The sequence below is a fragment of the Bacillota bacterium genome (genome assembly GCA_040755295.1).
Taxonomy (GTDB): Bacteria; Bacillota; Desulfotomaculia; order Desulfotomaculales; family Ammonificaceae; genus SURF-55.
Genome location: JBFMBK010000018.1, coordinates 13,135 through 32,251 on the forward strand (window position 1 = coordinate 13,135; position 19,117 = coordinate 32,251).

The following is a 19,117-nucleotide window of genomic DNA, read 5'->3' on the forward strand; positions in this document are numbered from 1 at the left end:
CGAACGTTTTTAATAAAGTGGAATCCTTAACCGGAAGGATTCCGCCGTTTCATTTTGAATTCAATTTATGAGCGCTTCATGCACGCCGCACGCAAATATACGATTCGGAGCACCGCCGTGTACGATATAGCGATAGTGGGCGCAGGCCCCGCCGGGGCTACATTGGCCCGTCTGGCCGCAAAGGACTACAGGGTATTAATCATCGATAAAAGACTTCTTTCCGGCCCGTCCAGTGAGGGGTGCGCTTCAAAGTGCTGCGGCGGGTTGCTGGCTCCCGACGCGCAAAAGACCATGGCCGGGATGGGACTGTCATTACCGCCGAGCGTCCTGGTCGGCCCACAGATCTTCGCGGTCAGGACAATCGATTTTGACAACCGCATCGAGAGGTATTACCAACGCTTCTACATAAACATGGACAGGGGCATTTTTGACCGCTGGCTGGTGTCCCTGATCCCCGATACGGCGGAGATACGCTGCGGTTTTTTGTTCAAATCGGCTAAACGGTCCGGCGGCGGTTTCGAGATTACCCTTTCAGACGGCGACAGGACCTATGTTGAAAAGGCAAGTCTGCTGATCGGGGCGGACGGCGCGGCCTCTACCGTAAGAAAGCGGTTATTCCCTTCCCTTCCTTTCCCTAAGAGTTACGCGGCGATCCAGGAATGGTTCCCCGTGAGTGAAGCCACGCCTTTCTATTCTTCGATTTTCGACCGCGACATTTCCGATTTCTATTCCTGGACCATCCCGAAAGAAGGTTTTTTGATTATCGGCGCGGCTCTCGATCCCGGCAACACCGCCTTGAGTAAGTTCGCACTTTTGAAACAAAAACTAAAGGAATACGGTTACGTGTTCGGAGAGCCGGCGCGTCGTGAAGGCGCCTATATCTTCCGTCCTGTTCGTTCCGATCAGATTTGTACGGGCAAGGAAGGGATTGCCCTGCTGGGTGAAGCGGCGGGTTGGATCAGTCCGACCTCTTCGGAAGGATTGAGCTACGCTTTTCGAAGCGCACTTGCGGCGTCTGAGGCTTTACGACACGGGCCGGACGATTTCTCCAGGAACTACGAGTCGAACACGCGCTTCCTGCGGCAAAACATCTTTCTAAAAAACATAAAATCCTCATTTATGTACAACAGGTTTCTTAGGAAAATGGTGCTCCGTTCGGGCATAGCCAGCATTCAGATTCAACAATCAAGATAGCAGGGAGAACCGCTGAAATGTCTTTGGTAAAGATAAAGAATTTCCCCAGCAGGCTGTTCGCGGAACAAGCCCAGCAGATCCTTGAACGCGAAGGGATCCCTTCAATCCTTCATTCCCCGGACGTCGGCATCACGGGAACCCTCGGGGCGAGCATCCCCCAGGGTGTCGACCTTTACGTCCCCTCGAAATTTGCGGAGAAGGCGCAGCGACTGGTTTCCGCCCTCTTTAACGGGATATAAGACCTCTTCCTTCACTCCTTAACGGAAACAGGAGACAGGTGATAATATCCAACCAAAATCTTTCTGATTTTCGCGACTAATCCTCGGGTGAATACTTAATCCCTTATTCGAGACACTTATCTAGTACACTGTTTAATACCCCTGCACCGCAATTGCTCCCACCAAGCAAGGTTGCTCCAAATAGTGTTAATCCTTTTGTACCAAAGACTGACTATTTTTACCCTCTGCGGGTAATAGAACTTTTTACCTTAATTGTGCTATTTTCAAATATAATCATACAATTTCACTAATTCTGCATCGTACTTCGTCTATTCCAATTTATATTAAAATGTTCCCGGTTAATCCAACTGCGGGGAGGGATGCATAACATCGGTCGATGAATGGGTAGCAAGTAGAATTTAAGGTCAAAACAAAAAGCGAGGTGGGGTTTTTTGAGAAGGTCTACTATTGTTTTGATCCTGGGACTCCTCTTAATCGGGCTTGCCGGTGTCGGAACAGCTTCGGCGGCAACCCCGGCGGTGGTCACGCTCGGCAATAACGGATGGAGCGTCGCGGGAATCGGCACCTGGGATGCCGGCACCGCCACAGGCACTCTTACTACAGATCTTAACAATACGACAATCCAGATAGTCAGCAGCTTTGTGACCCTTAACGGCAACGGCAAAACGCTGACCGGAACGGGTTCCGGGTGCGGCGTCATTGTTGCGGTTAAAACTGAGGTTGGCATTAAAAATATAACCGTTACGGGCTTCACGTACGGGATCCGCCTACACGCCACCGGGTACAGCGCTGTTTCGAACAACACGCTCCGGGATAACGACTACGGCATCTTTTTGCTGGGAAGCAGCAACAATGTTATAAACGGCAATCAAGTCATGTCCAATAACTTTAACGGGATTCATGCCCAAGGCGGCGGCACCAACACCTTCAGCGGCAACGCTTCAACAGACAATGGCGGCAACGGCGTCCACCTTCAGGGAAACGGCAGCAACACCGTAACAGATAACACCCTGGCCCGTAATACCGGTTCCGGGCTTTACCTTCAGGCCTCCCCAAACAACGCTATACAAGACAATGCCTCTGAATCGAACACCTGCGGCATCGCCATGCTGGCTTCGACTAATAACGCGATTACTGATAACAGGCTGCTTTCAAACGGCACCGGGATTCTTTTCATGAACTCCGATTCGAACACCGTTCGGGACAGCGAGATTTCATCCAATACCGCCAATGGGATTCAGTTCCAACAGATGTCCAATGCCAACACCATTACGGACAACGAGATCAAGTACAACGGCGGCTGCGGTATCCGCGGCTTTTCCTGCTCGGGCGGCAACATCATGGAAGACAACGCGCTGGAGTCTAACGTAAGCCACGGAATCTGCATGACCAACCAATCGGGCGGCAATACCATTACGGACAACAGCATCCGCTCCAACGGCGGCGACGGGATTAACTTCAGCGCGCTGGCGGGCGGCAATACCATCACGAGGAACATCATCGACCAGAACCTCAGCGGGATCGCCGTCTCCGGTCAGGCCGGCAACAACACCATCACTAACAACAGCGTTTCGAACAGCACGGTTTACGGACTGTTCATGTGGTGCGGCGGCAACCGGGTTTACGACAATAACTTCGTAAACAACGCCACCCAGGCATGGACCTGGTTCGCCAACACCTTCAACGATTCCGATGCGGGTAACTACTGGAACAATTGGACCTCACCCGATTCCGACCACAACGGAATCGTCGATCTGCCTTACAAGTTCAAGGGCGGGCAGGACAACCTCCCGCGGGTAAGCCCGGTGTAATTATTCCGGCGCGGTTTTAAGGACAACCAGGAGGTGAGGGTCCCCCGGCGGGGTCCTCACTTCTTCGTTTTAAAGGCGCATCGCACCTGCGGACAATCGCATTATCACGCAACGCGCCGATATACGTATTTCGTGCAGGGAATCGTTCACACACGGAGAAGTAGTCATCAGGTCTTCCGCGCTCGCATATTTAGGATGTACGTTTTATAAGGCCGTACAATCAATCAAATACCGCGTAAACGGTGGTGGTAAGAGTGACCGGTACGGTTGCCGCGGCGCAATCCAACCTCTTTTCGCTATACTTTCACGAATTGGGATGGCTCAGCAGCGAGATACAAAAACACTGCGAAGCCATTTTCAAGGATACCCCTGACCCCAAAGAAGGTTATTACATAAAGGTATCCCCCGAACTGCACGCGCACATTGTTTCGGTTCTCGTCAACGCCGCCAACCTTAAAAAGCTTGTATATACCGGGGAGAAAAGGTATAAAAACGAATCGATGGAGGTATTCCGCCTGCGCCAAAAGCGTTCCAGGTTACTGCGCGAGGCGCTCGCGGATTTAAAGCTGGAGGAAATCCTTAATAACAAGGTGCGCAACAGCCTCGAACACTTCGACGAATACCTCGACGAGAACATTGTGAGACTTTCGAAAAAACCGCCGTCAACTTTTGCGGCTTACAACATGGCGCTTTCCCACCGCGAGGTATTCAACCCTCAGGTTTACCCTATCCGACTCTACATAGTAAGCGAGCAAAAGTTTTATAACATGCGCTCCTCCATCGATATCGGGCGCATATACGCCGAGGCGTCTTCTATTTTAGAAAGGCTGCGCGAACTGGGCGCTATTCCTCACGGCGGTCCCGGGGGCGTGATGATTCCGCTCACGGACGCGAACCATGAAGATGGCCCGACACCCGAGTAATAAACCATCCGAACCCAAGGACGGATGGATCGAAGTAGACGGACTGCGTATTCATTATTTGCGTCTCGGCCTCCGTAACAGGTGGATTATCCTCAGGGCAAGCCTTTTTTTCGGCAGCGACCGCCGGGCGGTGGAGGGAAAAATCGATGAAATCCTCAAGCTTGCTGTCACCCCGGATATGGAAAGGGCATTCCTGTCCTGGCTCCGGAGCGAGTTCGGCCCTAACGGAGTCCGCAGCAACTTCGTGGAAAGGCTTCAAGAAAAAAGGGTCCCGACGCTGATCCTGCACGGTGCGCGGGACAGGTTGATATCCGTTTCCCACGCCTATCGCGCGCGTACGTTGATTGAGGGATCGGAACTGCACGTTATTCCGGAATGCGGTCATCTGCTTCCGCGCGAATGTAAAGGGAGGTTTATCCGGGTAGTCTCGGACTTTCTTTTAGAGAAGCCGCCCCCCTGAGGAACACCTTACCATACGCGCGCATATCTTAAATAAATAAGCGTCCCCGCAAACGCACCAACATCTATTAATTTTTGGTGTTGTAACATACACGGAAAGCGGCGAAAGAACGCTTATTTACGAGGGAGAAAAATGAATGGTATAGAAACCGCTGTATCCCTGTTCAAAGAAGGTTCGAACTGCGCGCAGGCTCTGCTTTCTACTTACGCGGTGGAACTTGGTCTTGAACGGGAAAAGGCCCTTAAAATTGCCTCTCCTTTCGGGGGGGGGATGGGCCGTCTCGGGGAAACATGCGGCGCGGTTATCGGCGCGTTCATGATTATAGGACTTAAACACGGCACAGCAAAAATTAAAGACCAGGGGCCGAAAGATAACACTTATGATCTTACCAGAGATTTTGTAAGCAGGTTTAAATTCCGAAACGGCAGCATCACATGCAAAAACTTACTTGGCTGCGATATCAGCACTCCCGAAGGCATGAAACTGGCAATAGAACAAAACCTCATTAACAACCTTTGCCCCAAATTCGTACATGATGCGGCGGAAATAATTGAACAAATAATCTGAACGCGCCATTGTCTAGAAAAAAAGAAAAGCCTCCCCGCGGAGGCTTTTCCATTAATTAAACCCGATGCTCTAACAGGATGAACATGAATCGGAGCACGACCCGCGCTTACTAGATGAAATGGAAAATCCGCCGCCGTACCAGGTCTTGGTGTAATCAAGAACAACATCATTGAGATAAGGTACCGTAGCTTTATCCACCGCGAACTTTATGTCTCCGGAAGTAAAAACGGCGTCCTCTTCTTTTGCCGACTCATCCAGAGCCAGTCCAAAATTGGGTCCGCCTCACCCAATGCCGTTTACATAAACCCTGATGTACGACTCCGGTTTCTTCTGCTGAACCAGATACTCCTTGAGCTTCTCCTGAGCCAAAGGTGTCACATTGATCATTCTTGTTCTCCTTCCCGGCAATTAATATTAAATTTAAACTAAATTCACTGACTATATATACCCCAGGGGGTATGTTATCACAATTATGTCCAAAAAGTCAACCCTGTTTTTAATTTTAAACTATTTTTTATTTGACAACCAGGGATTATACCGTTACGCTCAAAGGTATATACCCTGAGGGGTATAGGGAGGGATACATATGCACGCCTTACAAGACGAAGCCCGTACCAGTATCATCAACAGGCTGAAAAGGATTGAGGGACAGGTTCGCGGTATGTCCCGGATGGTGATTGAAGACCAGGATTGCGAAAAGATCCTCGATCAATTCAAGGCCCTCAACGCGGCCGTCCGCAAATGCAACAGGGTGCTCCTCGGATATTACATTATGCGTTGTGTAGAGGAAAGGGTGGTTTCCGACGAGGAGGCCACTTCTTGCATACGTAAGAAGTTAAGCGCAATCCTGGATACTCATCTCTGAAATTCGTCGTTGGATGAATCAACGACACCCGGGTAGTATTATTCGTTCGCAACCGCGCCCGCCGTGTTGCTGCCATGCTTTTTTTATCGGTTGCGCAAACCGATAGGTGCTTGGTTTTAATGGTATTTTCACTCGGCTGCGGCGCCCACCGGCAACACCCTGCTTTCGCCGTTTTTAATCTCCACCCTGTAAGCCAGCTCTCCGGTTTCTGCAAGCTCGCTGTTGTGGGTGATAACGATTATCTGGCGTCCGGCGTCTTCGCTCATGGCTCTCACAAGTTCCCCCAGAGGCCGGGCGTATTCCTCGCTCACGTGCTTTCCGGGTTCGTCGAGAATAAGCGGGCCTCCCATGCGCGTCCTTTCAAGAAGAACATTCCGCAGGGCCAGGGAGATTACGTCCACCACCCCGCCGCCGCGTGCTTCTGTGGGCTCGGTTCTTACGGGCGCTGTACCGCCGTAAGTGCTCACCGCAAAGAAGTCGGCTTCCGGCTGGTCGCGCCGCTCCTCCAGGGATACCTCAAATGAGATCTCGGAGCCGAAAACAGACTGAAGCGCCCAGGTGACCACCTTTTCCACGCCTTGTTTGGCCTGCTCCCGGGCTGTTTCCGCCGCCAGTTGAAAAACCTCCCGCGCCTGGGTCACGACAGCTTCCTGCGTTGCAACGCCGGCAAGTTCGTCTTGCAAAACGCTCTTGGTCTCTACAAGTCGATCGTACTCCCACCGGCGGCGAACCGCATAATCCCCGAACCGCTTGAGCGCTTCGGCAACCTCCATGACACCCGTCATCGTTTATCTTCCTCCGGCCTGGCCCCGACTTTTTTCCATCGAATGAATAAGCTCCCACGGTATGAGTTTTTCCGCTTCTTCGAGTGAGGAACGCGCTTCCGCCTCCAGACGCGCTATCTCTTCCTCCAGTCGGTCCGGTTCCACTCCCAGCGCCCTGACCTCGGCCTCTATTTCCTTCAGTTGCTGCTCAAGAACCTCTTTCCGGGCCATTGCCTGTTCACGCAGTCTTTTTGCCTTCTCGATCCCCTCTTTCAACCTGCTGATATCCTTTTCGAAATCGCCCGTCTTCAATTTTCCTCCCCCAATTCATTTCGTAAAATCGATTCGACCTGTTCGGAATTCAGGGGCGTGTGACACACCGGACAACGCCTGGCCTCCAGCAAAACCCGCCTGAGTTCAGAAGCCAGCCGTTCAACCTCCGTCCGTGCTTTGCCGGACTTTTCGCTTTCACTCGATAGGTCTTTCCGTATGGTAAGGCGCCGTCGTTGAAGTTCTGTCAATGTCGTAAGCCGCCGGGCATCTTCCGTCCCGCGTTCCCGGGACGCCTCCGCTTCCGCAACCCCTCTCAGCCCTGTCAGCACCGCCTCCACCCGCCGCAGCCGGGTAGAGCATTCCGTCCACCGCGCGTGCCGATCCTTTAATAAACCCGAAGTTGCGGCCCGTTCCACGAAAAGGTCCGCAACCTCCTCCGCCCGCAAAACCGCCTGCAGATGCCCCAGCATCTCGCTTATCCTTCTCTGTTCCCTCTGCCGCCCGATTAATTGATCGCTTTTAGCCTTTAGAACATGTATCTGCTCCGTAGAATTCTCGACTTCTCCTGCGGCTTTCTCGGTCTCTTTCATCCTCGCTGTCTGCGAAATTACCTCGTTAACCCGTAAGAGACCCTCCCTGAACTTTTCCCTTTTTTCGTAAAGATCCTTAATTTTTTCGAACAGCAGTGCATTACGGAGCACGGTTTCACAGCCCGCCTGCAGTTCCCGCGGGTCCGGTATTAACCTGATAAGACCGTCTTTTTGCGCGAGCTCCCCGGTCACCCGCCCGTACCTTTCCTTTAGCGCGTTCAGACTATCCGCCGCATTCTGCGCGTCCCGGCTTTTCTGGAAGAAATCTGCGCAACGTCTGTATTTCTCCTCGACCTCCGGCAGATCTTCGAAACCCTGTATTTCGACCTCTAACGCAGCCAGTTTCTCGTCGAGTTCCGAACGGGCACGTGACAGGACAGCGATCTTGCGGCCCGCCCTCTTTCCCGCGGCGTCGAAAAGATGAGTCCCCGACAGGTGCCCCACCGCCCGCGCCCGCACCGCAGGCGTTTCCCTCAGGAGAAAGGGAGGGTCCAATTGGTGGGACACATGCAGTTCGAAAACCGCCCCCTCGAGTTTAAGCGCTTGAACTTCCGTCAATTCCTCTATCTCTGAAGGCACTTCGCGGCCGAATCCTTCAAGTGGATACGGCTCAAGCCCGGGCCGTCTGATTTCGTAACGGTTTACTTTGCCCCGTCTTTCCCTGAATACGACAACCCCGTCGTCGAACTCCGCCGCCACCCGGCAATAATCGGAGCCCGCCCGCATGAAGTCGGCCCCGTGCGGTTTGTTGTAAAAAAGCCACCTGAGCGCCCGTACAACCGCCGATTTCCCCTGGTCCGACTCTCCGATCAACACCGTCAGCGTGGGCGCAAAAACAATTTCGGTATACCGGTGCGACTGGAAGTTCTCCAGTACCACCCGCTTAAGCCGCCTCAAATCCCTGTTTCCCCCCAATCACTCGACCGGGTCATTTGCGTTTAACGTTCTCCCCCATTACCTCGGACCAGAGGCTCGACACCTCGTCCTGAACCTTATGGAATTCAGGTTTTTCTTTCATACCCTCCAACACCCTCAGCAGTATCGCCTCGGGATCGGTGCGGGCGAAACCCGTCTGCGAGGTTATCTGACGGACCGACTGTAAAAACTCCTGCCGCTTCCGTTCCCGGAAAGCCGCATCCTCAATCCTGCTCCGGTCGAGCACTTCACTGCCGGGCCTGGCGCACTTAAGCTTTATGGTTTCGTGCCACACCCGGTCTCCTTCGATATAAAGAACCACCACCGACGGCCACCGGGCCATCTCGGCCTGACTGGCGGACAACCGCACCAGCGCCCCCGGGTTGATAAACCATTTCCCGTCCCGGAAGGCGTCCGGAAAACCAAGGTGATAGTGTCCGCAGAAGGTATAATCCGCCTCGGTCAACGACGCGATATCGTCGATAAGCGTGTACTTCACCATCGGCCCGAAGCTGCGGTCCAAAAGCGCCCCGTGACATATGTGGACCGCCACGTCGGAGTTTGTTTTCTTGACGATGTAATCCTCGCCGCCGTCATCGATCGAAAAATGATATGGCGCTCCGGAAACCTGAACCCTGACGTTGCCGTCATCGAAATAGATTATCTTTCTGTCCAGAATCCGGAGAACCTCCCATCGCCCCAGAAAACCCAGCAGCGTTCGCATCAGCGTGGCCGGGTTCTGTCCATGAAGGTCGTGGTTTCCCGGAACGATGTAAATCGGCGATTCGAGGCCCCGCAGGATACCGCCATACTCTCCGGAAGCCGCAAGACCCGGCATCGGCATGTCGAAGACATCCCCCCCGTGAAGAACGGCGGCAACCTTCAACTTATTGGCAAGGTCGACCACTTCGCGGAGTTTTGCCATCAGCGTGGCCACAAAATCATCGGTACGATTCCGCGGCGCCACCCCGCGCAGGTGAGTGTCGGTGACATACAGTAACCGCATGAGAAAATCCTCCGGTATCGGTAGTCGGTCAGTATTCAGTAGCCGTTAGCCAGTAGTCAGTAGGTGTAAGTCCCAAGTCCCGGACCTAACGTTGAACGTTGAACCTTGAACTATTTAATAACCCAGCGCATGCCGCCGAACGCCTTGCTCGGTCTCGCCTGGAGACGGCCTTCCGCCGACCACCGCTCCAAAACCCGCCGCAGTTCCGACTCCGTTACCCTCCGGTCAAGCGTCCCCTGACAATGGTTCAAGCACGCGGCGATGTCCGGTTCCGTTATAAACCCCTTGTTTTCGCCCAAAAAACCACGCACCGCCGGCCACAAATCCTCCCCCACCGAGGCGAGATGCCTCTGCCACTCGGCAAAAGGACTCTCACTGTGGGGGCTCCGCGTCCAGGACGCGCGTACGGTAACGGGGACCGTTCGCCCGATGATCGCCGAGGAAACGAAAGCGTTTCCGGAAGAAAGGTAAGGCAGGCGGGCGATCTCGTGTGGTCCGATGTCGGTCTCCCGGCTTATGGCATCAAGGTCCTGCGCCCTTACAGTCCTCAGAATAATCTTGGTGTTCAACTGCGCGTTAACCGTATCGTCCAAAAGCGCCGGGCGCTGTGTCGCAAGGACCAGAAAGACACCGTATTTCCGGCCCTCCTGCGAAATCTCGCGCACCACCGCCCGGGCCGGCGAATGATCCTTTTCCCCTTTCGGCTTCGGCGCCAGATTGTGCGCCTCGTCGGTCACCATAAAGAAAGGCGGAAAGAATGCCTCCCTCCCGTTCCCGTACTGCAGGCTGTCACGGTAACGCCGGCGCAGCCCGAAAAGTTTTCTTACCGCGTAGGTCGCGAAAATCCCCAGGTTGTGCGTCTCCCCGCGGACAATGCAGGTTTTTCCCTGCTTGAGTGTGTCTTCCAACACCTCAGTTCCCTGTGGACCGATAAGATTACCGTGCACCATATAGTTAAGACGCCGCAGTACGGCGTAAGCAGTCGCTTCCGCAACGCCGCTGTCACGGTACTCCCGGTATGTTTCCAGCCGGCTTCTGAATTCTTCCTGGCGCCCCGGGTCATTCGGATACAACCGCGCCGCCATATCCTCGCCTTTTTCCAGGGCTTCCAGCGCCCGGTCGTACCGGTTCTTTTGGGAAAGCGCGTCTGCCAGGGAAGTCAGCCGCCACCGGAAGGTTTCAAAGCTGTCGCCGGAACGCCAGAGTATCCGCGTCGCATGCTCCATTTGTTCGGTCCAACCCTCCATAACCGACCGCAGCAATGTCACCAGACCGCCGCGGGAAAGCTCCTCAAACTTCACACTTACGTTTTGGCCGAGGGTGAATACCGTAAACCGTCCGGCAAGCTGCTCTCTTTTCTCAATGAAAAGCTCGTCCAGGACCAGAGGCTGGTCAAAGCTCAGTTCAAAATGAGGATCGAAGACCACCGTGGGAAGTCCCTGCCGGATAAGCTCCTCCACCAAAACCCTCAGAGCGAATGATTTTCCGGAACCGGAACCGCCGAATATGCCGATGTGCGGGTACTGGCTGAATTGGACCCAGTCAAGATAAAAAGGCACCCCTTCAAGCTTTTCGGTGTAATCCTCCCGGGAAAGATAGCGAAAAACCGCGTGTCGGAGGTCCGGAGGCAGTAGAAATTCTTCGGTTCCCCGCACAACCCCGATAAGCGCCGAGCGTCCCGTATCCGCCGGCAGCAGGAGATCGCGCACCTCTTCGAACACGGCGGGGCGGACCTTTGCCCCGACTGAAAGCGGGCGCGAAAGTTCCATCGTAACCCGGACTTCCGCAAGGTAAAAGGTCTCGTTGAGCGGGCTGTATCCCAACGCCTGAAGGGTTCCCAGCGTCGCTTCGTCAATCAGTCCCGGTCCCCGCGTGGAATCCGGCAGTAAAGGGTTTACCGCGAATGTAGCCGCAACCTCGACCAGCACCTCAACGGTCCCGTCATCCACCACCAGGAACTCGTTGATCCTGAAAGGCCGTTCGCGTGTCGCCACCTTCGCCCGCTGCTGGTCCGTCGCGCCTATCAGCCTCAAAAAGCAACCCCTTCTTTACAATCAAAGTTCCAAGGCTAAAGTTTTAAGCTCAAGGTTTTAACTTTTCTTGACTTAGGACTTAGACTCTCGTCTTTCGACTCATGCCTACTGTCTACTTGAACTACACCGGCCGCCGCAGACGGTGCGGTTTTAAAAACATCTCCCTTAGCCCGGCAGGCACCGCCGCCGTCACCATCTGTTCCACCTCGGCCGCCGAAAGCCGCACGTACCTGTCGGCTATGTCGATTACAGCGGGTATTCCCCGCCCGTCATGCGGAGTAAGCGCCCGCAACGCTCCAAGTTTGGACAGTACTTCTTCCTCCCGGGAGGCCGGAAAATCTAAAGCCACGGGTTGCGGGTGGGCGGAAAACCTTGCGAAGACCGTGCCGATGGCTTCATCCTTACGCAGCGGCGCCGGCACCACAAACACCTCGTCCGGTTCAAGACAACCGTAAAGGATCTCCCGGTCGTAAGGCAGGCTGTTCCCTTCCCACAATCCCGTAACCGTCTCCTCCAACGACCGGCTGGATATCTCTTCAATCACACCGATTACAAGAGACCCGCTCTCCGCTGCGTGCTCGACCAATTGTTTGAACAAGACCCCGCCCCGTGCCCTAAAATGAATAAATCCCCCGTCGAGAAGGATAAGACCTTGTTTTTCTTCAACAGCAGCCCTGACGGCCGCGGAAAGTTCCGCCTGGGCCATCAACTCGCTGATACGGTTCTCCGCAACCACCTGTACATTTTGCAGATCAGTGGCCCGCGACTCCAACCCTTTTCTTTCCTCCGAAAAAAGCGGCGAAAAAATTCGGTGTTCCATATAAGCGGGACTTGACGGCGGCAGCCTGAGTGCCACCGCCTGGATGAGGGCAAGGTAATAGGGGTAAGTGGTCCCGACGGTCTGGCAGGAGCCGTCAACCGCCACAACCGCCTCCTTAGGGACTTCGGGCCTGACTTTAAGAAAACGCCCCGCGCGTGACAGAGCCGCGCGTAAAGCGCCGGGTTCCGGCCTCTTGAAACCGGAAAGCATCCTGCCGAAACGCCGCAGTTCCTCCAGTGCTCCTTCGTTGGCTACGAGCAATAACCCGCCCCCCTAACAAATAAATCAACCGACAACACGCCAAGAACGCCATTATAAAAAAACAATGCAACAACAGTTAAATCGCCATTCCAGCTTAACATCAGAACAGAAGTATCTCGTAACTATTCAGGCAGGGGTTCCGGGTCTGAATTCATCCAGCACTCAGTGTATAGCCAAACCAACGGGGGGTCGATGCCTTATCCAAGCCAGGTAATAATTTATTATCCTATCGGTAAATTAACACCTGAGTGCTGGTAGTAGCCACAATCCTGAATAGAGACGGGTTGGCCGAATCAACCTACCTTAGATTTCTGAACACGAGAAGCCCGATACTTGATACCGTGCAATGAGCTATCTTCCAAGGTACCCCAAGGTTTTTTCTTTTATTCTGACTACTGAATACTGGATACTGGATTCTGACCCTGAATAGATACAGTATCTCTTTGGGAGCTTCTAATTTGCATCCTACCATACACTTTCTCCAGCGGCAAGGCTGTATCGAAGGTAAAAAGACCGTATTATAATATGAAGAGTGAAGACTAAGGGTGGGAAATTGTGAAGATTATCGTGGACGCCGACGCCTGTCCGGCTGGCGCTTTGAGGATATGCCGCAAGGCGGCCGTGGAAAACGATGTCCCGCTGTGGACGGTAGCCAGCTTTAACCACAACATCGAATCCGAAAAGCATATCGTCGTCGGCAACGCCCCGCAAGAGACGGACATCGCTGTCGCGAATGCCGCATGCGCCGGTGACATTGTTGTAACGCAGGACTGGGGCCTTGCCGCCCTCGTCCTCGGCAAAGGCGCGTCCGCGCTTTCCCCCGGCGGGCGCATGTTCAAACCTGAAACCATCGCCTTCCTGCTTGAAGAACGCGAACTGAAGGCCCGCATGCGGCGCGGCGGCTTGCGTACCAGGGGACCGGCGAAACGCACACCGGAGGATGACCGCCGGTTCGAAGCCGCACTTAAAAGCCTGCTGACACGTCCTTAAGGATTTCCTCGACACCGTTTTCCGTATTTTAAGAAATCCCATTCGTTTGGCCCAGCACGCGCCGCGGCGGCACAATACCGCTTCTTCTGTATTCTTACCAGGGGAACCACTCGAAAGTTGCCCTTATGCTTATTTTCTTTGACAAACCTTCCGATAGATTTTTTAACGCACTCCTACGAGTCAAATAACTCACGAAGGTAATCCCGCCGACCATGCAATATACGATGAATGATCACCGTATTGTCTTTTATCCTGTAAAAGACGAGATACGGCTGTACAATAATAAAGCGGTATCCACGCTGAATGATCGTATACTCCTCATCCGATAACAGTGAACCCATATTAGGAAACTCCGTTAGTTTAGTTATTCCTCCGTTTATCTTTTCCAGCATCATTTCTGCGTTAGCAATATTATCCTGTGATATGTATGAGAAAATCTCATCCATATCATCAACTGCTGCAGGAGCATATTTGATTTTATACTTTCGCGGCATTGATCTTTTCCCGAATCCTATTAATGACTTCATCATGTTCAAGCAGGTGAGCACCTTCAGCAATTTGCTTTTCTGCTACCAGCAACTTGGATTGCAGTTTAATGCGGGCCTCCATACGTCGAAACGCCTCATAACTCATAACAACCAAGTCGGCTTCGCCGTTTCGGGTAAGCACTACCGGCTCGTCAAGCTCGTGGCAAAGTTTTGAAAAGCCATTATAATCCTGACGGATTGTTGTGGAAGGTTTAATCTTCATTCTCCGCAACCCCTTTCTCATATCTTTATTCTAACTATAAACTATCATATTTATGACATCGGCGGCAAGTGAACCTGCCTTCATTCCCAAAAAAAGCCCCCTATCAGATAGAGGGCTTTCAAACACATCATTTATCCAATTAGATCAAGCAATCGTACGATCATTAAAGCTGTTTCGGCTCGCATGCATGGGGTCAGGTCTTGAAATATCAGTTTATCCTCCGGATCTTCTTGAGAGATTACCTTGCTGAACATAGCGCGAGCTTTTTCATCCTTCCCCTTTCGTCCCTTCCAACTATGCACTAGCAACTCGCGACTCGCAACCCGTAACCCGAAACTCGTAACTCGTAACTCGTAACCCGTAACCCGTAACTCGTAACCCGTAACCCGAAACTCGTAACTCGTAACTCGTAACTTACCGATAGTGCCGGTTCAACTCCGATGCGTACCTCTTGCCGACCGTCGCAGAATTCCGCGTCAGCCAGTCGCTTAGTCGTGTATACCCCGTGGGAGGGCTGGTGGTAACCAGAAGGTCGGCCATAAGCCCCTTTACTTCGTCCCAGGTCAACACCACATCCTTTACTATATGACCGATCAACTGGGAAAGGGCATAAGCCAGTCCGGGCTCTAGGTGAAGAAGTTTTACCCCGCTTTTTACCGTTTCGGCGATAAGCCTTACGAGTTCATTGAACGTATAAACCTCCGGGCCTGCAGCGTCCATCACCACGTTGTCCTTCGCTTGCCCTGCTTCAACAGCCATCCGGGCCATGTCTTCCACAAAGACAGGCTGCAGGCGGTAGTCTCCCGAACCCGGAACCGCGAACACCGGAAACCGGCGAAGCAGCCACGCCATATTGTTAATCAGAATATCCTCACTCCCGAAAATCACAGTCGGCCTTATTACGGCGTACGACATTCCTGAACCTGCGATGAATTCCTCCAGGATCCCCTTTCCCCTGAAGTAAGGGAGGGGTGAATCCGGCGAAGCGTTTGTAATACTGACATGCACAATCCTGCACACACCGGCTTCCCGGGCCGCCTTAACCAAAATCCCGGTGTTTTCAACGGCCTTGTCATACGTCAGGTCACCATGCGGGAAGCGCACCCAGTATGTATTATATAATGTTTCAGCCCCGCAAAGGCTTCTAATCAATTCCCTTGGATTGTCGAAGTTGAACGGAGCGGCACTCACCCGCCCGCCGAACGGATTCGTGCGGCGGGGACGTCCCGTTAATGTTTTGACGCTTTTCCCGAGCGACAAAAGTCGTCTGGTGATATGCTTGCCGGTATATCCGAATGCCCCGGTAACCACGTTCAATTCCGACGTTTCCATATCCTCACCTCTTCCCGTCTGAGGAAAACCGCCGCTGATACGTTCACAACCCGTGTCTTACCGTCTTTTTTTTGCTCTGTTATTTGCATCCGTATTTCCTTTTTTGCTGCCGCCGATCTGCTGTAGCCTTTCAACAACCTTCACCAACCAGGAGAGCTTTTCGGGACCGATTATCAAAACCGTCTCCACAATCTGATCCAGTTCCTCGTAAAACTCTTTCAGCCGTTTCAGCCTGGCCGACACAAAATCACGCTTTCCCCCTGCTTCGGCCTCGCCTGCCTGACGCAGACCATCCTCGATCATGCCGAATGATTCGTCAAACTCCGGTTTCTGACGCTGTTCCAGCACTCGTCTGGCGATCAGCCAGAAATCGAGTTCCGCTTCGAAAAAGACCCTGCGGTCGCCGGGACGCATGCTGCGCCGCACCATGCCGAGCTGTTCCAGCAAACGGATCGCCACGCTCACGTTTCCTTTGGTAACACCGAGCGCTTCCGCTAGTTCACCGAGGCTGACCGGCTTTTCGGAAAGATAAAGTACCGCATATAACTCACCGGTGATTTTCCCCAGCCCCCAGAACGCGCTCTGTCTTCCGAACGCTTCAATCAAACGACCGCGCGCCTTTTCCAACGCATCATCCATGTTGAACGAATCACCTCCAATAAGCCATGCAAAGATTAAGTACGTTTAGAACATTATAAACGTAATATACCTTATTTTCAATAGTCTTTTAATACTGATATCACCAACATTATTTTTTAAAGGATTCAAGCTCTTTTATAATCGGGGATATCCGGGAGGGCGGTTTTTATTTTCTTAAGAGTCCCACATGCCGCATTCAGCGGCGCCACGAAGGATGGAAATATAGACCCGTAACAGTGTTACTTGGCTGAATTAATGTAACACAAACGAAACGCCGTGAGAAGCACAAAAGAAGTACTGTTTTCTTAAGACGGATGGGGGTTACTCATAGCTAAGAAAAACATCCCATTTCCTGAAACAGTCCGGTTTATACGGGGGTCATTCCCGGAGGACTCCGAGAAACGCCGCCCAATCGTCTTTAAGGACGATTTCTTTTATTGAAAAATACTTTTTCAGCTCTTCTTCCACCTTGTCCGCCCGGGCGGCGGCGATTCCTCCGGCTACGAAGACTCCTCCCGGATTGAGTCGCGCGGCGGCTTCCGGCGCCAGACTAATGATAATCCCGGTGATTATATTGGATACGATCAGGTCGGCCATGCCGGTCATTCCCTTCAGCAGGTCCCCTTCAACAGTGTCCACCACGTCTTCAAGGCCGTTGTGCGCTATATTCTCCGAGGCAACCCGCAGCGCTGTTTCATCCTCATCCACCGCCACTACATTCGCCGCCCCGAGTCGCGCGGCAGCGACCGCCAGTATACCCGATCCGGTGCCCACGTCGTAAACCACCATCCCCGGTTTTACCGCCCGTTCCATCAGTTCAAGGCACAACCTTGTGGTTGGGTGCGTGCCGCACCCGAAGGCGATGCCGGGATCTATGGTTATGACCAGATCTCCGGGCAGCGGGGTGTATTTCTCCCACGGCGGCCTGACCACCAGACTTCTTCCGACCCTGAAGGGTTTGTAGTGCTCGCGCCAGGTTTTCAGCCAGTCGGTTTCGGGAAGTTTTAAAACGTCGACCGTTCCGATGGCGTAGGGTGATAGGGCAGCGCAAGCCTTTTCTATTATTCCGGCGGCCTGGGCCGGAAGATAACCCTTTATAATCGTCGATTCAAATAAGGCAGGGTGGCCTTCGCCGTTAAAGTATCCCGGCTCAATCACCACCCCGCGACCGGTTGATTCATAAACGATCAAGGCGACTAAGTCCGCATCTTCGGATCTGACAGTCACCCTTAGTTCGAGCCATTTCACGGCTATACTCCCTCGAAATTACTTCTACTTCCGGTGGGCTTGGCGATAAGCAACGCATTGCTGCCAACTGCGAGGTGGGAGATGCCACCTCTCACTTCCTAATTGCATAGTTCGTCCCCGCAGGTCTTCCTTCACTCCATCACTTCTCGTCGCGTTCCGTTTGTGTTACTCTTCCGCATCTAAGTAACCAGCTTACGGGTCGCCTATTTTCATTCTCGTTATGCCACCGTAAGCGGCGTGGGGACTCCCTTAATGTTGTACGGCGTCTTACACGAAAGCGTCACGGACCTTTTCAAAGAACCCTTTGTCCTTTTCTGTCTTCGACTCCTCTTCTCCGGAAAGCTTCGCCAATTCGTTCAGCAGCTCTTTCTGCTTTTCCGTAAGCCGGGTCGGCGTTACCACCTTTATCTTAATAAGCAGGTCGCCCCGACCGTAACCGCTCGTACTCGGCACCCCTTTTCCTCTGAGCCGCAGTACCGTTCCCGACTGCGTTCCTTCCGCCACCTTAATTCGCGTCGAACCTTCCAGGGTTGGGATCTCGATTTCCGCCCCGAGGGCCGCCTGCGTAAAGGAAACCGGGGCCTCGCATATAACGTTTTGATTTTCACGCCGAAAGATCGGATCCTGCCGTACCCTCAGGTAGACATACAGATCGCCGGCAGGCCCGCCGAATACGCCGGGCTCGCCTTCGCCCCTCAAACGGAGCCGCATGCCTTCGTCCACCCCTGCGGGAACCTTCACGGTCACCTTGCGGGTGCGCCTTACGTTACCGGTACCCCTGCAGACACTGCAGGGACTAGCGATAAAGCGCCCCGTCCCCCTGCACTTATCACAGGTAGCGGTCTGAATAAACTGCCCGAAGGCGGTAGAGCGGGAAAAACTCACCTGTCCCGAACCGTTACATTTGTTACATTGTTCAGCACTTGTTCCCGGAGTTGCGCCGGAACCGCCGCATCTGTCGCACTTTTCGGTCCGGGGAACGTTAAGTTCCTTATCGGTTCCGAAAACCGCCTCCCTGAAAGGAAGCTCGACCTCCGCTTCCAGATCAACCCCGCGCTGCGGCCCGCGCCGACGCCTTCCGCCGCCGCCGAACAAGGCGTCGAAAAGGTCTCCGAAACCGAAGTCAAAACCGAGATCCTCAAAGTTGACATTCCCGAAGTCAAAGCCAAAACCCTGTCCCTGCGGCCCGGCATGACCAAAACGGTCGTACTGCGCCCTCTTTTCGGCATCCGACAGGATAGCATACGCCTCGGTAATCTCCCTGAATTTCTCCGCGGCCTGCTCCTTGTTATCCGGATTTGCGTCCGGATGATACTGCCGCGCCAACTTCCTGTAGACCTTTTTTATTTCATCCTGGGTGGCGTCCCGCGAAACTCCCAGAACCTCGTAGTAATCACGCTTTGCCATTAACCACACCATTCTCCCCGGTATTTCAGA

The 19,117-nt window shown here is 53.3% G+C and carries 21 protein-coding genes; 8 read left to right on the top strand and 13 right to left on the bottom strand.

Annotation, left to right across the window (positions count from 1 at the left end):
• Nucleotides 1-54: 54 nt before the first annotated feature.
• The 6 genes from AB1500_11455 (at nt 55) to AB1500_11480 (ending at nt 5,194) form a co-directional block, all read left to right on the top strand.
• Nucleotides 55-1,194: an FAD-binding protein gene (locus tag AB1500_11455; protein MEW6183765.1), complete on the top strand. Its 1,140-nt coding sequence runs from the start codon at nt 55-57 to the stop codon at nt 1,192-1,194.
• Between the two features lie 17 nt (nt 1,195-1,211).
• Nucleotides 1,212-1,433, top strand: coding sequence for a DUF2007 domain-containing protein (locus tag AB1500_11460; protein MEW6183766.1), 222 nt, complete (start codon nt 1,212-1,214; stop codon nt 1,431-1,433).
• 431 nt (nt 1,434-1,864) lie between these two features.
• Entirely contained in the window at nt 1,865-3,244 is a 1,380-nt protein-coding gene (locus AB1500_11465; protein ID MEW6183767.1) for a right-handed parallel beta-helix repeat-containing protein, read from the top strand.
• Between the two features lie 254 nt (nt 3,245-3,498).
• A complete protein-coding gene (locus AB1500_11470; protein MEW6183768.1) occupies nt 3,499-4,167 on the top strand; it encodes a hypothetical protein in 669 nt (222 codons plus the stop codon).
• On the top strand, nt 4,142-4,627 hold the full coding sequence (locus AB1500_11475; GenBank protein MEW6183769.1) for an alpha/beta hydrolase: 486 nt from the start codon (nt 4,142-4,144) through the stop codon (nt 4,625-4,627). The genes AB1500_11470 and AB1500_11475 overlap by 26 nt, the downstream gene beginning before the upstream one ends.
• A 132-nt stretch (nt 4,628-4,759) precedes the next feature.
• A complete protein-coding gene (locus AB1500_11480) occupies nt 4,760-5,194 on the top strand; it encodes a C-GCAxxG-C-C family protein (protein MEW6183770.1) in 435 nt (144 codons plus the stop codon).
• A 69-nt stretch (nt 5,195-5,263) separates the two neighbouring features.
• Here AB1500_11480 and AB1500_11485 read toward each other — a convergent pair whose 3' ends face one another.
• Nucleotides 5,264-5,581 (bottom strand): iron-sulfur cluster assembly accessory protein, encoded by a 318-nt coding sequence (locus tag AB1500_11485; GenBank protein MEW6183771.1) that lies wholly within the window; start codon nt 5,579-5,581, stop codon nt 5,264-5,266.
• A 199-nt stretch (nt 5,582-5,780) separates the two neighbouring features.
• On the opposite strand from AB1500_11485, the gene AB1500_11490 reads away from it, so the two are divergent.
• Nucleotides 5,781-6,059 carry a metal-sensitive transcriptional regulator gene (locus AB1500_11490; GenBank protein MEW6183772.1) on the top strand — a complete coding sequence of 93 codons (279 nt, stop codon included), beginning with the start codon at nt 5,781-5,783 and terminating at the stop codon, nt 6,057-6,059.
• Between the two features lie 128 nt (nt 6,060-6,187).
• Here the strand turns inward: AB1500_11490 and AB1500_11495 are convergent, their stop codons facing one another.
• The 6 genes from AB1500_11495 to AB1500_11520 all read right to left on the bottom strand — a co-directional run bounded on the left by AB1500_11495 (nt 6,188) and on the right by AB1500_11520 (nt 12,721).
• On the bottom strand, nt 6,188-6,844 hold the full coding sequence (locus tag AB1500_11495; protein ID MEW6183773.1) for an ATP-binding protein: 657 nt from the start codon (nt 6,842-6,844) through the stop codon (nt 6,188-6,190).
• A 3-nt stretch (nt 6,845-6,847) separates the two neighbouring features.
• On the bottom strand, nt 6,848-7,135 hold the full coding sequence (locus tag AB1500_11500) for a hypothetical protein (GenBank protein MEW6183774.1): 288 nt from the start codon (nt 7,133-7,135) through the stop codon (nt 6,848-6,850).
• On the bottom strand, nt 7,132-8,583 hold the full coding sequence (locus tag AB1500_11505) for an AAA family ATPase (protein MEW6183775.1): 1,452 nt from the start codon (nt 8,581-8,583) through the stop codon (nt 7,132-7,134). Before AB1500_11505 ends, AB1500_11500 begins: the two co-directional genes overlap by 4 nt.
• Nucleotides 8,584-8,614: 31 nt before the next feature.
• Complete coding sequence (locus AB1500_11510; GenBank protein ID MEW6183776.1) at nt 8,615-9,607, bottom strand: metallophosphoesterase; 993 nt, start codon at nt 9,605-9,607, stop codon at nt 8,615-8,617.
• Between the two features lie 110 nt (nt 9,608-9,717).
• The gene (locus tag AB1500_11515) at nt 9,718-11,640 is read right to left on the bottom strand and encodes an ATP-binding protein (protein MEW6183777.1); all 1,923 of its coding nucleotides are present in this window, start codon (nt 11,638-11,640) and stop codon (nt 9,718-9,720) included.
• Between the two features lie 121 nt (nt 11,641-11,761).
• The gene (locus tag AB1500_11520; GenBank protein MEW6183778.1) at nt 11,762-12,721 is read right to left on the bottom strand and encodes a DNA double-strand break repair nuclease NurA; all 960 of its coding nucleotides are present in this window, start codon (nt 12,719-12,721) and stop codon (nt 11,762-11,764) included.
• 555 nt (nt 12,722-13,276) lie between these two features.
• Between AB1500_11520 and AB1500_11525 the strand changes: the two genes are divergently transcribed.
• Nucleotides 13,277-13,711 (top strand): DUF188 domain-containing protein, encoded by a 435-nt coding sequence (locus AB1500_11525; GenBank protein ID MEW6183779.1) that lies wholly within the window; start codon nt 13,277-13,279, stop codon nt 13,709-13,711.
• Nucleotides 13,712-13,884: 173 nt separating this feature from the next.
• Here the strand turns inward: AB1500_11525 and AB1500_11530 are convergent, their stop codons facing one another.
• From AB1500_11530 to dnaJ, 6 genes are all read right to left on the bottom strand, one after another.
• Nucleotides 13,885-14,205, bottom strand: a complete 321-nt coding sequence (locus AB1500_11530) for a type II toxin-antitoxin system RelE/ParE family toxin (protein ID MEW6183780.1) — start codon at nt 14,203-14,205, stop codon at nt 13,885-13,887.
• Nucleotides 14,189-14,461, bottom strand: a complete 273-nt coding sequence (locus AB1500_11535; GenBank protein ID MEW6183781.1) for a type II toxin-antitoxin system prevent-host-death family antitoxin — start codon at nt 14,459-14,461, stop codon at nt 14,189-14,191. Before AB1500_11535 ends, AB1500_11530 begins: the two co-directional genes overlap by 17 nt.
• 414 nt (nt 14,462-14,875) lie before the next feature.
• A complete protein-coding gene (locus tag AB1500_11540; protein MEW6183782.1) occupies nt 14,876-15,793 on the bottom strand; it encodes an NAD-dependent epimerase/dehydratase family protein in 918 nt (305 codons plus the stop codon).
• Between the two features lie 57 nt (nt 15,794-15,850).
• Nucleotides 15,851-16,432 carry a MarR family transcriptional regulator gene (locus tag AB1500_11545; GenBank protein ID MEW6183783.1) on the bottom strand — a complete coding sequence of 194 codons (582 nt, stop codon included), beginning with the start codon at nt 16,430-16,432 and terminating at the stop codon, nt 15,851-15,853.
• Nucleotides 16,433-16,810: 378 nt separating this feature from the next.
• Complete coding sequence (gene prmA / locus AB1500_11550; protein ID MEW6183784.1) at nt 16,811-17,680, bottom strand: 50S ribosomal protein L11 methyltransferase; 870 nt, start codon at nt 17,678-17,680, stop codon at nt 16,811-16,813.
• A 267-nt stretch (nt 17,681-17,947) separates the two neighbouring features.
• Nucleotides 17,948-19,087, bottom strand: coding sequence for a molecular chaperone DnaJ (dnaJ, locus tag AB1500_11555; GenBank protein MEW6183785.1), 1,140 nt, complete (start codon nt 19,085-19,087; stop codon nt 17,948-17,950).
• Nucleotides 19,088-19,117: the final 30 nt, after the last annotated feature.